We start from the raw sequence: 12627 nt of genomic DNA on the forward strand, positions 1-12627 counted from the left end.
AACCGCGGTTCGCACGTTCCTTCAGACAAAGGAGTCCTCATGCCTGAGGCTGTCATCGTCTCGACCGCCCGCTCCCCCATCGGCCGGGCGGCCAAGGGATCGCTGGTCGACATGCGGCCCGACGATTTGACCACCCAGATCGTCCGCGCGGCGCTCGACAAGGTACCCGCCCTGGACCCCAACCAGATCGATGACCTGATCCTCGGCTGCGGTTCCCCCGGTGGCGAGTCCGGCTTCAACATGGCCCGGATCGTCGCGGTCCAGCTCGGCTACGACCTGGTGCCCGGCACCACCGTGCACCGCTACTGCGCGTCGTCGCTGCAGTCCACCCGGATGGCCTTCCACGCGATCAAGGCGGGCGAAGGAGACGTGTTCATCTCCGCGGGCGTCGAGACGGTGTCCCGGTACAAGAACGGCTCCGCCGACAGCTGGCCGAACACCCAGAACCCGCTCTTCGCCGACGCGCAGGCGCGCACCGCGAAGACCGCCGAGGGCGGCGCGGGCGTCTGGCACGACCCGCGCGAAGACGGCCTCATCCCCGACGCCTACATCGCGATGGGCCAGACCGCGGAGAACGTCGCGGGCTTCACCGGGATCACCCGCGAAGAGCAGGACCACTGGGGCGTCCGGTCGCAGAACCGGGCCGAGGAAGCCATCAAGAACGGCTTCTTCGAGCGCGAGATCACCCCGGTCACGCTGCCCGACGGCTCCGTGGTGTCCAAGGACGACGGCCCGCGCGCGGGCGTCACCTACGAGGCGGTCAGCAAGCTGAAGCCGGTGTTCCGCCCCGACGGCACGATCACCGCGGGCAACTGCTGTCCGCTCAACGACGGCGCCGCCGCGCTGGTCATCATGAGCGACACCAAGGCCAAGGAACTCGGCCTGACCCCGCTGGCCCGCATCGTGTCCACCGGCGTCTCGGGTCTGTCCCCGGAGATCATGGGCCTCGGCCCGATCGAGGCGTGCAAGCGCGCACTGGCCCTGGCGGGCAAGTCGATCGACGATATCGACCTGGTCGAGATCAACGAGGCGTTCGCGGTGCAGGTGCTCGGCTCGGCCCGCGAGCTGAAGATCGATGAGGACAAGCTGAACGTCTCCGGTGGCGCCATCGCGCTGGGCCATCCGTTCGGCATGACCGGTGCCCGCATCACCACCACGCTGATCAACAACCTGCAGACCCACGACAAGCAGTTCGGTCTGGAGACCATGTGCGTCGGCGGCGGCCAGGGTATGGCGATGGTCATCGAGCGCCTGAGCTGAGATAGCTCGTACGCAGCAGAGGGCGGTCATCCCAGCGGTGAGCGCCCTCTGCTGTCTCAGGACGCACAACGGGTGGTTGCCGTTTCCGGCAACCACCCGTTGTCAGCTCAGGCGGTCGAAACCGCTTGGTACTAGTCGTTGTTGAAGTAGCTCAGCAGCCGCAGGATCTCGACGTACAGCCAGACCAGGGTGACGGTCAGGCCGAGGGCCACGCCCCAGGCCGCCTTCTCCGGCGCCTGCGCGCGGATCAGCTGATCGGCGGCGTCGAAGTCGAGCAGGAAGCTGAACGCGGCGATCGCGATGACCACCAGGCTGAAGATGATGGCGATCGGTCCACCGTCGCGCAGGCCGAGGCCGCCGGAGATGAAGAAGCCGGCCACCAGGTTGCCGATCACCAGGACCAGCACGCCGATCATGGCGCCGACGATCATCCGGGTGAAGCGCGGCGTGACGCGGATGGCGCCGGTCTTGTAGACGACGAGCATGCCTGCGAAGACACCGAAGGTGCCAAGCACCGCCTGCGCGATCATGCCGCTGCCGCCGGCCCCGCCGAAGCTGATGTCGGTGAACATGAACGACAGCGCGCCGACGAACAAACCCTCGAACACCGCGTAGGACAGCACCAGAGCCGGGTTGTCCATCTTGTTCGCGAAGGTCGCGACGAGGACGAGCACCAGGCCGATCAGGCCGCCGCCGATGACGAACCACTTCGCCAGCGAGGGGTCCGCGTTGCTGAAGCCGTAGGAGACGATGGCCGACAGCGCGAGCACGCCGAGCGTGATGGCGGTCTTGGTCACCACGTCGTCGATGGTCATCGCCCGGGTGGTGCCCGGCGCCTGCTGGTACGGCTGCGGCTGCTGGTACTGCTGTCCGTACTGATTACCGAACTGCTGACCCAACTGGCCCGCCCCGGCCACGCCTGAGCCGAAGTTGGCGTAGCCATTGCCCTCTTGCTTGGGCAAGTTTCGGAAAACCGGATTGCTTGTGCTACGCACCTGCGTCCCTTTCTGGTCGTTGCCGCTGTTCGTCGAGCTCGCGCTCGATATCCAACTGCTGGGTACAACGTTTACTGCCCGGCGCTAGTTCCCGATAAGGACGGCGCGCAGGCGGACAAAACGGACTCTACCGCTGCTGCGCGTCGTGTAGGCCACGCACGGATCGAGTGACCGTGAATTTGCGGTTGCGACCGACTACCTCGGTCCGCCCGACCATGCGCTCGATCACGCCACGGTAATTCAGATGCGAATTGAACACCGTCCACAGCTCGCCGCCGGGCCGCAGCACGCGGCCGGTCTCGGCGAACATCTTGATCGCCGACCCCGTGTGCACGGCTGCGCCGACGTGGAAGGGTGGATTGCAGAGCACCAGGTCGGCACTGTTGTCGGCGGCCGAGGACATCGCGTCGTCACGCACCACCGTCACCCGGTCCGCAACCCCGTTGACCGCCACCGTCGCCCTGGCCGAGGCCACCGCGGCCGCCGACTGATCGGTGCCGAGCACCTTGAGGGCGGGCCGGGCCTTGGCCAGCTTTACGGCCAGTATCCCGGTGCCGCACCCGAGGTCGATGGCCTCGCGCGCATCGGGTTTCATCCACTTGAGGTGCTCCAGCAGAAACCGGGTGCCGATGTCGAGCCTGGCGCCGGAGAAGGCGGCACCGTGGGCGACCACGTCGAGATCGAGGTCGTCGAGCCGGTCGCGCACCGGGAACGGCGGGTCGCCTACCGGTTTCGGGCCACTCACCAGCAGGGTGCGCGACTTCTGCCGGCCACGGCTGGCCCGAACCTCGGAAAACGACTGGGCCAGCACATCGTTCATCGACTTCGTCAGATACTTGTCCCGGCCGCCCGCGACCACTGTCACTGCGGGATCGGCGTAGCGCGCGATGGCGTCGGCGACCTCGGCCAGCCCGGCCAGCGCCCGCGGCAGCCGCAGCAGCACCACCCGGACATCGGCGAGCAACTCGCGGCCGAGCGGATACGCGGTGTAGCGGTCGGTGAGGCCGAGCGCGCGGGCATTGTTGGCCAGGGCGAGTTCGCCGGTGAGCAGATCCTGGTGCACACGGACTCCGCGCAGGTCGTGCGCGGTCACCGCGCCGATGGTCAGCGCGCCGTACGCGTCGCCGACAATGGCTATCTTTCCGCTATCGGTGCTGGCGAGCGCCTCGTCGGCGACATCCAGGATCAGCCGATCGGCGGCATCTACAGCGTAGAGGTTTAACGCCTCCACATCTGGATACCGCCGCAGTCGGCTCAGAACGTCCTCGATGGCTGCCACGCCTCAAGTGTGCTAGATCGTTGCCCCAACGTCACATCGGCCCCGGCAAACCGGTTCCGGCGCACCCCCCATGCGCCGGCCGATCGGCCGGAAGGCCCAGCGGCACAACGGGTCCGGTTCAGTTGGCGCCCGCCTTGCCTCCGGTCGCGGTCACCGCGTGCCAGACCCCACCGACGCCTTGCCCGAGCAGGTCGCCCGGCTTCGTGTCCTTGGCGAAGAAGTAGACCGGCCACCCCGCGATGGTGATTTGGCATGCGCCATCAGCACGTTCGAGGAAACCGACGAGCTGCGGATCGACGCCCGCCGCGTACACGGCCTGCCCGCGCTGCGCGATCAGCGGCGGCCATTTCGCGGCACAATCACCCACGCACGTCGAGGTGGGTGGCTTCGCGGTGTCCTTGTCGAATCGGTACAGCGCGCGGTCGGCGGCCGTAACGTACTGTCCGACAGCGCTATTGTCCGCGATGCGCAGTTGCACGGCATTCGCGCCGGTCGGCGCCGTTCCGCTGTAGATCTTCAGCCAGTCCTGCGTCTTGGCCGGCGCCTGGTTCTGCGGCGCACCGGCCGCAGCCGTGGCCGAGGCCGACACCGCCGGCGTCGGCGCCGCCGACGCCTCGGGCTTCGCCGTCTCGGCATTTCCGCATGCACTGAGCAAACCGACGAGAATCACCGAGGCAGCGGCGAATGGCAGCGCGGCTCGCTGGAAGTGCTTGGTCGACAGCATTTTTCAGATCCTCCGGATCGATCGATGACGCGCGATTCGCGTCCGGTCATCCACAACTACGAGGCAGACCCGCGACCGGTTCACCCGGGGGCCGATCCGACGGCAAACATCGAGAAACCCGCAAATCCCACGCGACGCCCCGCCCGGCGTTTACCATCAGCCCCATGCGTAACAGGATGCTGGTGACCATCGTCGCGGTGACGGCATTGCTCGCGGGCTGCGGCGACGACGCCGGATCCACCGCGAAGACCTCTGCGCCGAGCACCTCGACCACGGGCACCCTGGCCGAAGCCCCGACCGCCCCGCGCGACACCACGCCCAAGCGGGGCACCGCGTCCGGCGAAGCGGGCCTGACCGTCACCGGCATTCGCATCGGTCACCAGCCCGGCTTCGACCGCGTGGTCTACGACCTCGGCGGCAAGGGCACCCCCGGCTGGATCGTGCAGTACACCGACCGCGCCGTGCAGGACGGCAGCGGCAAGCCGATCGAGGTGGCAGGCAAGTCGATCCTCGAGGTGCAGATCCTCGGCTCGGCGTACCCGTTCGACAGCGCCGAGACACCGTACGCGGGACCCGATCCCGCGACCGAACCGAGCGCGCCGGGCATCGCGGGGGTCTATCGGACCACCGTGTTCGAAGGCACCACCCAGTCGTTCATCGGTATCAACGGCGATCGGCCCGGGTTCGCGGTCACCACGCTGACCAACCCGACCCGGCTGGTCATCGACGTCGCCAGCCAGTAGTACCCGTACCGCCAGGGGGTATTTCCATCCACCGCGCCGTCGTCATTACACTGGCCGCGTGGTCGAACGGCACTCCGCACTCCGCGCCACCGGGCTCGCCCGGGCGCTCGGTGTGCTGGTGCTGCTCGCCGGGATCGTCGTCATGCACGCGGTGGTGTTCGCGATGCCGAGTCACGCCGGTGCGGCCGGTGTCGACCATGGCTCGATGGTGGGCGAGAGCCGTACCGTCCGACCGCCCGCGGTGGCGATGCCCGCCGAGAGGGCGACCGTGCCGCACGACGCGATCAAGCACGGTCACGATCAGGTCGCCCGCCCAGACGTCATCGCGCTGCCGGCCGTCGCCCAACCGGTCGCCTCGCCCCTCGGCGAACACGCTGCGCCAGACATGGATTGCGCGGACGACGGATGCGGCGGCACCCACGGCGGGATGCACGGCTGTGTGTTCATACTCGCCGCCGCTGCACTGCTGTTCGCACTGGTGCTGCTGTATCGGATGGCTCTCGACCGGCCGGGCAACGATGCCGCGCGGCTGCGTCATCGGCGACCACGGCGGGAACGGTCACCGCCGTGGACCGTGCTCACTCTGGCCGAATTGTCGATTCTGCGGATCTGACAGCTCTGCGGCGACCGTTTTCGACGGTCGTCGGCGTTGCCCTGCCCGAAACCCAGACATGCGCAATTCCCAAGGAGCACAACCATGGTCATCAGCCGTACCCGAATCAGCACCGTCCTCGCCGCGAGCACCGCTGCCGCCGCCCTCGTCCTCGCGGGTTGTAGCGACAACGACGACATGTCCGGCATGCAGCACAGCACGTCGAGCGCGCCCGCCGCGACGAGCGCACCGGCGGCCCGCACCGACTTCAACGACGCCGACGTCACCTTCCTGCAGATGATGTACCCGCATCACGCGCAGGCGGTCGACATGGCGAAGTTGGTGCCGAGCCACAGCCAGAACCAGCAGTTGCTGGCGCTGGCCGCCAAGGTGGAGCAGGCCCAGGAGCCGGAGATGCAGCAGATCACCACGCTGCTGCAAAGCTTCGGTAAGCCCGCCCCGACCGCGGGTGGCGGCCACGGCGGCCACACCATGCCGGGCATGATGAACCCCGATCAGATGAACGCCCTGCAGGCCGCGTCCGGCCCGGACTTCGACCGCCAGTGGCTCACCATGATGATCGAGCACCACACCGGCGCGATCGCCATGGCCGAGACCGAGCTCGCCCAGGGCACCAACGATGAGTCGAAGGCCTTGGCCCGCAGCATCATCGACAGCCAGCGTGCCGAAATCGACACGATGCGGGGCATGCTCGGCCAGTCCTGAGCCGATCGGCCTATCGCACCGGGTGCCCCATCGGACTCGGTGCGATAGGTCGTAGGGACTCGGGCACGACTGCCGCCTGCGCCGGCAGCGGTACTCGCTACGCCCGAACGAAGAACTTCTCCAACAGGGTGTTGAACGGTTCGCCGGTGTCGGGCACGAGGTGACCCATACCTGGGCACACCGCGCGCTCGGCACCGGTCTGTTCGGCGATGGCGTCGCAGATGATCTCGTTCGACTCCAGGTGTCCGCCGGATATCACCAGGATCGGAAAGCCCACGGCCCGCAGCCGGTCCATCGGCGGTGCGGCCTCGTCCGGCGGGCGAGCGCCTTGCAGCCTGCGCATCCCGTCGAGCAGCACCGGTGGTATCGGATCGGCGAGAGCCACGGGGGCGCCGACGATGTCGAAGAACCGAGGCAGCGCGACCTCCGGTGGCAGTTCGACGTTCTCGATCAGCTCGCGGGTCGCGGCGCCTGCCGCATCGACCGCCGGGTTCCCGCGAGCGATGCCGAACAGCGGCGGTTCGACGATGGTGAGCGATCGAATGTGTTCCGGGCGTTGCGCGGCGGCGTACATCGAGACGATCGCGCCGTAGGACAAACCGACGAGATGCACTGGCTGGTCGAGCAGTTGCTCGGCGATCAGTCGTGCGTCCGACTCGAAGTCCTGCCTGCCTGTGGCGGGTGTCTCGCCGTGGCCGGGGCGGTCCGGCGCGAGCAAAGTCCAGCGGCTGGTCAACGGGCGCTGCGCACGCCAGGCGCCGCGGCCGCCGAGGATTCCGCCGTGCACGAGCACGACCGGCGGGCCCGCGCCCCAGCTGTGCACGTGCAGCCGGACATCCGAATTCGTCATGGGCTCAGCCTCGCACGTGGCTCGGCGCGGTGATCACCGATCGAGCACGCGACGCAGCACCTGCACCACCTCATCGAGCGGATCGGCACCAGTCCTCGGCACGAGAACGACTTGACCGCGTCCTCAGGAACCCGGCGGCACGACGGCCTGCCAGGCGGGCGCCTGCTCCGGTGCCGTGCTGTTGCGGGCCCGCCGACGGACCTGCTCCATGACCACCAGTGCCACCCCAGCGAGCACCGTCACCACGGCGAAGATCGTGACGACCAGGGCCGCCGTACCGAAACCCCACAGCGCCACCACGGCAGCGGCGACGGCGAGCAGGACGCCGATGAACAACAAGCCGAAGCCGGCCCAGTTCCGGGTATCGGCTAACGTCTCGCCCGGCTGCGGCGCCGTCGTCCGGGAGATGTCCGCCGCGTCGTCGAGCGGGGGAATCTCGTACGGGCCATCCACTGTCATGCTGCTACCTCACGCCGCGATACCGGCTGGTCGGCCGGTATCTGATGCGACAGGGATGCCCTGATCTTCTCCTCCGAAACAGGGCGCCTGGCACTCGTTGTCCGGCATCGTGTTTCGGGGCAGGTCAGATCAGTTGTAGGACTTGGTGACTCCGTCGAGCAGCCGTTCCAGGGTGTCGTAGGTGGGGGTGGTGATCACATCGAGCACGTCCTTGGCCACCGGGATGTTGTGCGCGGCCGTCACTTCGGCGAACTGGTCGGCCGCGCCGGTGCGGAAGCCGTGCTCAGCGGCGAGGCGTTGCAGGTCCGGGTCGGTGGACAGCAGGCGGCCGAGCCGGTCGCCCGACTCGCCGAACGGCACCAGGGTGTGCCGGGACAGGATGGTCGGCGACGGGTACAACATCGTCATGTCCGGCTTGATCTGGCCGCGCACACTGGCGTCGACGTACTGCGACTCGTAGATCCACACCATGGGCGTCGGCCCGATGCCGGTCGCGAGGTAGGCGTCGAACGGGCCTTCACTGCTGCTCTGGGTGTAGCCCTGGCCGACGAAAAGCCTTGCCACCGTGGGCAGGATGTTCTGCTCGGCGTCCGACCCCTGCACGATGGTGTTGTTGTTCGCCACGTAGCCGGCGATCGCCAGGTACATGGCCGCGGAGTTGGAGCTGCGCGGGTCGGTCGTGGAGATCAGCACGTTCTTGCGCACCGGATACGTAGCGTTGTCGTCGAGCTGGTCCCACCGCGTGTTGTTGCCGACCATGCGCAGGTAGGGGGCCATGTCGAAGGTCGACACCGCCCCCTGGTGCACCACGCCCGCCTTCGCGAGCAGCTCGGCGATCGGGGTGAACGTGGCGATCACCATCGGTGACGAGAACGGGATGTACTTCGCAGTCACGTTGCGCTGCCGCTGGATTCGCTCCGCGGCCTGCTCGCTCGACGGAAACGCGAAGTCGTACTTCGCGAGATCGATCGACGTCGCGATCTGCCGCGACCCCGCCGGTTCGACCTCGACCTTCACCCCGTGGCGCGCCAGCGCGTCGACCACCTTCGGGTCCTGGAAGAACGCCATCTTCTCGGACCCGACCACGCCGCGCACCACCGTGATCGGCGCCACCGGCGTCGCCGTATTCGGGGCGCCACCGGGCTGGCGCACCGCCAGTGCCACCGCCACCACGGTCACCACCACCAACGCCGCGATCACGGCCGCGACGGCAGCCGGTGCGAAACGCTTACTCGCAGACCATGTTTCCTGAATCGTTTCCGGCAGCCCACCGTCCCCCACCTGGTGCTTCGGCTTGCGCGTCCGCCCCGTCTCGGGCTCGACGACAGCCTCCGCCACGTCCTCCGTGGCCGCCAATTGCCGGCGAACATACCGCTCCACCAGGATCGGAATGAACGTCCGCACCGGATGCCCCGCGAACCGCCGCCGCGCCGCCGCCACCGCTCCCTCGATGTACTCCGCAGAGTAAGTGCCGCCGAAGTTTTCGACCAACCGCTCCGTCACCTGACGCAGCGCCTGTTCCTCCCGAACAGTGTCGACAACCACAAAATCTCCTAGGCATCCGGCGACCGACATTTCCCCGCGACAGCAGCCAAGCCCCATCGCGCCGGCCAACCCTAGCCCCAACCCACCCACCCCGAAACCCACCCGAAACCGCCCCTGACCACCCCTCTCTCCCACCCCCGCCGCCACCCCAACCCCCGTCCCCCCAGATCAGAGCACTGGACATTCGCCCACTACCGAAATCCCCGACACCCCAAGCCCCCAACCCCACCCACAGAATTCAAGACCCCATCGCCAACCAGCCACCCCCCGTTGCGCCCCTGTTTGCCCCGAAGAACAACTGAGCCCGGCAAGCAAGAACCAGACGCACTCGCGGAGGTTGGTTCGCCGGCGGGCTTGACCTTGCCCCAGGGGCAAGGTTTGAGGATTGCTGTCATGAACAACAACGCACTCCAGATCGTCGAAGCTCAGGTCCGCGAACAGGTCGCCGGTTACTGCGCGGCCAATCATGTGCCCGGGTTCGTTGCCGGTGTTTATCAGGCGGGTGAGCAGGTTGTCGTCGCGCATGGCACGGCGAATGTTGCTACGGGCGCACCGATGTTGGCCGACACCGGGTTTCTCTTCGGTTCGGTTACCAAGGTTCTGACAACCACGCTCGTCCTTCAGCAGGTGGAGCGCGGGAAAATTGAACTCGACGCACCTGTGGTGCGGTACCTTCCCGAGTTCGCGCTGTCCGCGCCGGGAGCGGCGGACAAGATTCTGGTCCGGCATCTGCTGTCGCACACCAATGGGATCGATGCCGACCTGTACTTCCCGGACACCGAGGGGCGTGACGCGCTGCGGAGTTACGTGGCGGGCCTTGCGGACAACAGCATTCTGTTCGACGCCGGTGCGCAGCTCAGCTATTCCAATGGCGGGATGATCGTCGCGGGCCGGCTGCTGGAGGTGGTGACGGGGCTGTCGTATCACGCACTGCTGGAGCGCGATATCTATGGGCCCGTCGGCATGCGGAACTCGAGCACCTCGGCTGAGCAGGCCATTCTGCGCAGCACCGCGGTGGGGCATTTCCTGAATCCCGAGACGATGACGGCCGAGCCCACTCGCATGTTCACCCTGCCCGACACCTGGGGCCCGGCCGGCGGCACCCCGATCGGGACCGTTGCCGACCTGCTCAGCTTCGGGCGCACCCACCTCGCGGGTGGCGTGTCCCCCGTGACGGGTTCCCGTGTCCTCACAACGGATTCGACCGCGCTGATGCAGCAGGTTTCACACGATATGGCGACCCCGAACGTACCGCCGATGGGTCTGGGCTGGGTGCGGTACCCGTTCGGTGACACCACGGTGCTCGCCATGTCGGGTGCGTCACCCGGCGGGGTGTCCCTGCTGTGTGTGCTGCCGGAGCACGACCTCGTCTTCACGGCGTTCGGCAACAGCTCGGAGGCGCTCATGTTGCAGGACCAACTGCTGCAGTGGCTGCTGCGCGAGCACCTCGGCGTCGAGATCCCCCCGCTGATAACCGAATTCGAGCAGGACATCGACCTCACCCCGTATGTCGGCACGTACCGTTCCAACCAGCTCCGCATCGATGTCAGCATCGTGGACGGGCAACTCGAGGAGCGGATGACCTACGAGCCTGCGGACGAGTCACAGGATCGAATTTTCACCGAGTTCTGCGGTGGCACTACCGCCGCCCCGCCGCAGCGATACGCGCCGATCCGGCCCGGCCTGTTCGCCCCGGACGGCTACCCGATGGAGACCTTCGACGGCTATCTTCGCCTGCTCCTCGTCTCCTACCACGACATCCGCGACGGTAAGGCGCAGTTCCACAACGCGGGCGGCCGGCTGACCCGTCGCGCCTGACTGCTCCGACGACGACTGGAAGGATGGCCGCCATGATCACGATCGGCAGGCTCGCGGATTTCGCCGGAGTGACCACCAAGGCCATCCGCCACTATCACGAGCGCGGTCTGCTGGCCGAGCCGGACCGCGACTCGTCCGGCTACCGGCGCTACACCGCCAAGGACGCCATCGTTCTCGTCAAGATCAGAACCTTGGCCGAGGCGGGTGTGCCGCTGGCTCGCGTCAAAGACCTGCTGGACGCCGACCCGGCCGCGCTCACGGCGGCCATCGCCGAGATCGACCGCGACGTCCGGCACCGCATCTCGCAGCTGCGGCGAACCCGCGACCAGCTCGCCCAGTTGCGCGGCGGCGACCGGCTTTTCGTCGCACCGGCGGTCGCCGACTTCCTCGACGAACTGCGTGCTATCGGTGCCAGCGAACGCCAGATCCAACTGGAGCGCGACGGTTGGATCCTGTTGCAGACCGCCTCCCCCGAAGACGCCGCCTGCTGGCTCGACGAAAAGCACGAGCTCCTCGCCATTCCCGAGTTCCGCGCCCTCTACCTCGAACACGACGCGGCCTTCGACTGGTCGCCGGACGACGCCCGCCTGCCTGCCTTGGCCGAACGCACTCGCACCTGGTTCGCCAACTACCACAGCCGATCCGAGACTCGGCCCGTGCAGAAGCCCGCCGTCGCCCGCTTGGTCGCCCAGTCCCAGCCCGGAGCGTCCTCCCCCGCCTGGGACCGCCTCGTCCAACTGATGCGGGGTTAACGCAGACAAGCGGGCGCGGACAGGAGATCTCGTCGCAAAGCGCTATGGTCGGCTGGAGTCGCTGCCTAAGGAGATGGTTATGCCTCGTACTGCTGTTGTTACCGGAGCTTCGTCGGGGATCGGGAAGGCGACGGCCGCGGCGTTGGTGGCGCGCGGGTATCAGGTGATCGGGACCAGCCGGAAGCCGGACGGGATCGGTGCCGAGGCTCGGGTGGCGGGCGTGGAGTATCGGGCGCTCGATTTGACCGACGCCGGGTCGATCGATGCCTTCGTTGCCGGGCTCGGGGAGATCGACGTGCTGGTCAACAATGCCGGGGAGAGCCAGGCGGGACCGCTGGCGGAACTGCCGACGGACGCGGTGGAGCGGCTGTTCCGGCTGAACGTGCTGGGGCCGATCGCGCTCACGCAGGCAGTACTGCCCGGCATGCGGGAGCGCGGCTACGGCCGGGTGATCATGGTGGGCTCGATGATCGCCAGCTTCCCCATGCCGTATCGCTCGTCCTACGGCGCGACCAAGGCGGCACTGAAAGGCTTCGCCGTGGCCGCGCGGTTCGAGGAGTCACCGTTCGGGGTGTGGATCAGCACCGTCGAGCCGGGACAGATCAATACGGGCCTGCGGGAACGCCGGACGAAGTACCTGAACGAGGGCTCGCCGCACACCGCCGACTTCACCGCCTTCATCGCGAAATTGGATGAGGCCCAAGGGAAAGGCATCACCGCCGAACGGGTAGCCGACACGATCGTGCAGGCCGTCGAGGCCAACCGGCCGCGTCCGCTCTACGCCGTCGGCAGCAATGCCCCCGTGATGTTCGCGGTGCGCAGGCTACTGCCGCGCACGGTCATGGAGCGCCTCATCGCGCGCGCCCACGGACTGTCGAGGTAGC

13 protein-coding genes are annotated in these 12627 nt (G+C 67.7%); 7 read left to right on the forward strand and 6 right to left on the reverse strand.

The genetic code is table 11. The features are described from left to right. Nucleotides 1-39: 39 nt before the first annotated feature. Nucleotides 40-1260: an acetyl-CoA C-acetyltransferase gene (locus DMB37_RS15110; RefSeq protein WP_135233256.1), complete on the forward strand. Its 1221-nt coding sequence runs from the start codon at nucleotides 40-42 to the stop codon at nucleotides 1258-1260. 131 nt (nucleotides 1261-1391) lie between these two features. Here DMB37_RS15110 and DMB37_RS15115 read toward each other — a convergent pair whose 3' ends face one another. The 3 genes from DMB37_RS15115 to DMB37_RS15125 form a co-directional block, all read right to left on the reverse strand. Continuing rightward, nucleotides 1392-2255: a Bax inhibitor-1/YccA family protein gene (locus DMB37_RS15115; protein WP_135233257.1), complete on the reverse strand. Its 864-nt coding sequence runs from the start codon at nucleotides 2253-2255 to the stop codon at nucleotides 1392-1394. Nucleotides 2256-2382: 127 nt separating this feature from the next. Beyond that, the gene (locus tag DMB37_RS15120) at nucleotides 2383-3534 is read right to left on the reverse strand and encodes a methyltransferase (protein ID WP_135233258.1); all 1152 of its coding nucleotides are present in this window, start codon (nucleotides 3532-3534) and stop codon (nucleotides 2383-2385) included. Between the two features lie 118 nt (nucleotides 3535-3652). Continuing rightward, entirely contained in the window at nucleotides 3653-4258 is a 606-nt protein-coding gene (locus tag DMB37_RS15125) for a hypothetical protein (protein ID WP_135233259.1), read from the reverse strand. Between the two features lie 164 nt (nucleotides 4259-4422). Here DMB37_RS15125 and DMB37_RS15130 point away from each other — a divergent pair, with 164 nt between their 5' ends. From DMB37_RS15130 to DMB37_RS15140, 3 genes are all read left to right on the forward strand, one after another. Further along, entirely contained in the window at nucleotides 4423-5001 is a 579-nt protein-coding gene (locus DMB37_RS15130; protein ID WP_135233260.1) for a hypothetical protein, read from the forward strand. 58 nt (nucleotides 5002-5059) lie between these two features. Beyond that, a complete protein-coding gene (locus tag DMB37_RS15135; RefSeq protein WP_135233261.1) occupies nucleotides 5060-5614 on the forward strand; it encodes a DUF6153 family protein in 555 nt (184 codons plus the stop codon). Between the two features lie 84 nt (nucleotides 5615-5698). Then, on the forward strand, nucleotides 5699-6319 hold the full coding sequence (locus DMB37_RS15140) for a DUF305 domain-containing protein (protein WP_135233262.1): 621 nt from the start codon (nucleotides 5699-5701) through the stop codon (nucleotides 6317-6319). A gap of 97 nt (nucleotides 6320-6416) precedes the next feature. Here the strand turns inward: DMB37_RS15140 and DMB37_RS15145 are convergent, their stop codons facing one another. From DMB37_RS15145 to DMB37_RS15155, 3 genes are all read right to left on the reverse strand, one after another. Beyond that, complete coding sequence (locus tag DMB37_RS15145; protein ID WP_135233263.1) at nucleotides 6417-7169, reverse strand: alpha/beta fold hydrolase; 753 nt, start codon at nucleotides 7167-7169, stop codon at nucleotides 6417-6419. A 123-nt stretch (nucleotides 7170-7292) separates the two neighbouring features. Continuing rightward, a complete protein-coding gene (locus DMB37_RS15150) occupies nucleotides 7293-7628 on the reverse strand; it encodes a hypothetical protein (protein WP_135233264.1) in 336 nt (111 codons plus the stop codon). A gap of 129 nt (nucleotides 7629-7757) precedes the next feature. After that, complete coding sequence (locus DMB37_RS15155) at nucleotides 7758-9173, reverse strand: three-helix bundle dimerization domain-containing protein (protein ID WP_240772396.1); 1416 nt, start codon at nucleotides 9171-9173, stop codon at nucleotides 7758-7760. A 393-nt stretch (nucleotides 9174-9566) separates the two neighbouring features. On the opposite strand from DMB37_RS15155, the gene DMB37_RS15160 reads away from it, so the two are divergent. The 3 genes from DMB37_RS15160 to DMB37_RS15170 all read left to right on the forward strand — a co-directional run bounded on the left by DMB37_RS15160 (nucleotide 9567) and on the right by DMB37_RS15170 (nucleotide 12626). Beyond that, nucleotides 9567-10991 carry a serine hydrolase gene (locus DMB37_RS15160; protein ID WP_135233266.1) on the forward strand — a complete coding sequence of 475 codons (1425 nt, stop codon included), beginning with the start codon at nucleotides 9567-9569 and terminating at the stop codon, nucleotides 10989-10991. Nucleotides 10992-11023: 32 nt separating this feature from the next. Continuing rightward, complete coding sequence (locus tag DMB37_RS15165) at nucleotides 11024-11743, forward strand: MerR family transcriptional regulator (RefSeq protein ID WP_135233267.1); 720 nt, start codon at nucleotides 11024-11026, stop codon at nucleotides 11741-11743. 79 nt (nucleotides 11744-11822) lie between these two features. Further along, entirely contained in the window at nucleotides 11823-12626 is an 804-nt protein-coding gene (locus DMB37_RS15170) for an SDR family oxidoreductase (RefSeq protein ID WP_135233268.1), read from the forward strand. Nucleotide 12627 lies beyond the last annotated feature (1 nt).

The sequence above is a fragment of the Nocardia sp. CS682 genome (assembly GCF_004634405.1).
GTDB lineage: Bacteria > Actinomycetota > Actinomycetes > Mycobacteriales > Mycobacteriaceae > Nocardia > Nocardia ninae.

Excerpts from the sequence above, each read along its gene's own strand:
- DMB37_RS15165 (WP_135233267.1), top strand. The coding sequence starts at position 11,024 with ATGATCACGATCGGCAGGCTCGCGGATTTCGCCGGAGTGACCACCAAG.
- DMB37_RS15170 (WP_135233268.1), top strand. The coding sequence starts at position 11,823 with ATGCCTCGTACTGCTGTTGTTACCGGAGCTTCGTCGGGGATCGGGAAG.
- DMB37_RS15145 (WP_135233263.1), bottom strand. The coding sequence starts at position 7,169 with ATGACGAATTCGGATGTCCGGCTGCACGTGCACAGCTGGGGCGCGGGC.
- DMB37_RS15130 (WP_135233260.1), top strand. The coding sequence starts at position 4,423 with ATGCGTAACAGGATGCTGGTGACCATCGTCGCGGTGACGGCATTGCTC.
- DMB37_RS15150 (WP_135233264.1), bottom strand. The coding sequence starts at position 7,628 with ATGACAGTGGATGGCCCGTACGAGATTCCCCCGCTCGACGACGCGGCG.
- DMB37_RS15160 (WP_135233266.1), top strand. The coding sequence starts at position 9,567 with ATGAACAACAACGCACTCCAGATCGTCGAAGCTCAGGTCCGCGAACAG.
- DMB37_RS15140 (WP_135233262.1), top strand. The coding sequence starts at position 5,699 with ATGGTCATCAGCCGTACCCGAATCAGCACCGTCCTCGCCGCGAGCACC.
- DMB37_RS15110 (WP_135233256.1), top strand. The coding sequence starts at position 40 with ATGCCTGAGGCTGTCATCGTCTCGACCGCCCGCTCCCCCATCGGCCGG.
- DMB37_RS15125 (WP_135233259.1), bottom strand. The coding sequence starts at position 4,258 with ATGCTGTCGACCAAGCACTTCCAGCGAGCCGCGCTGCCATTCGCCGCT.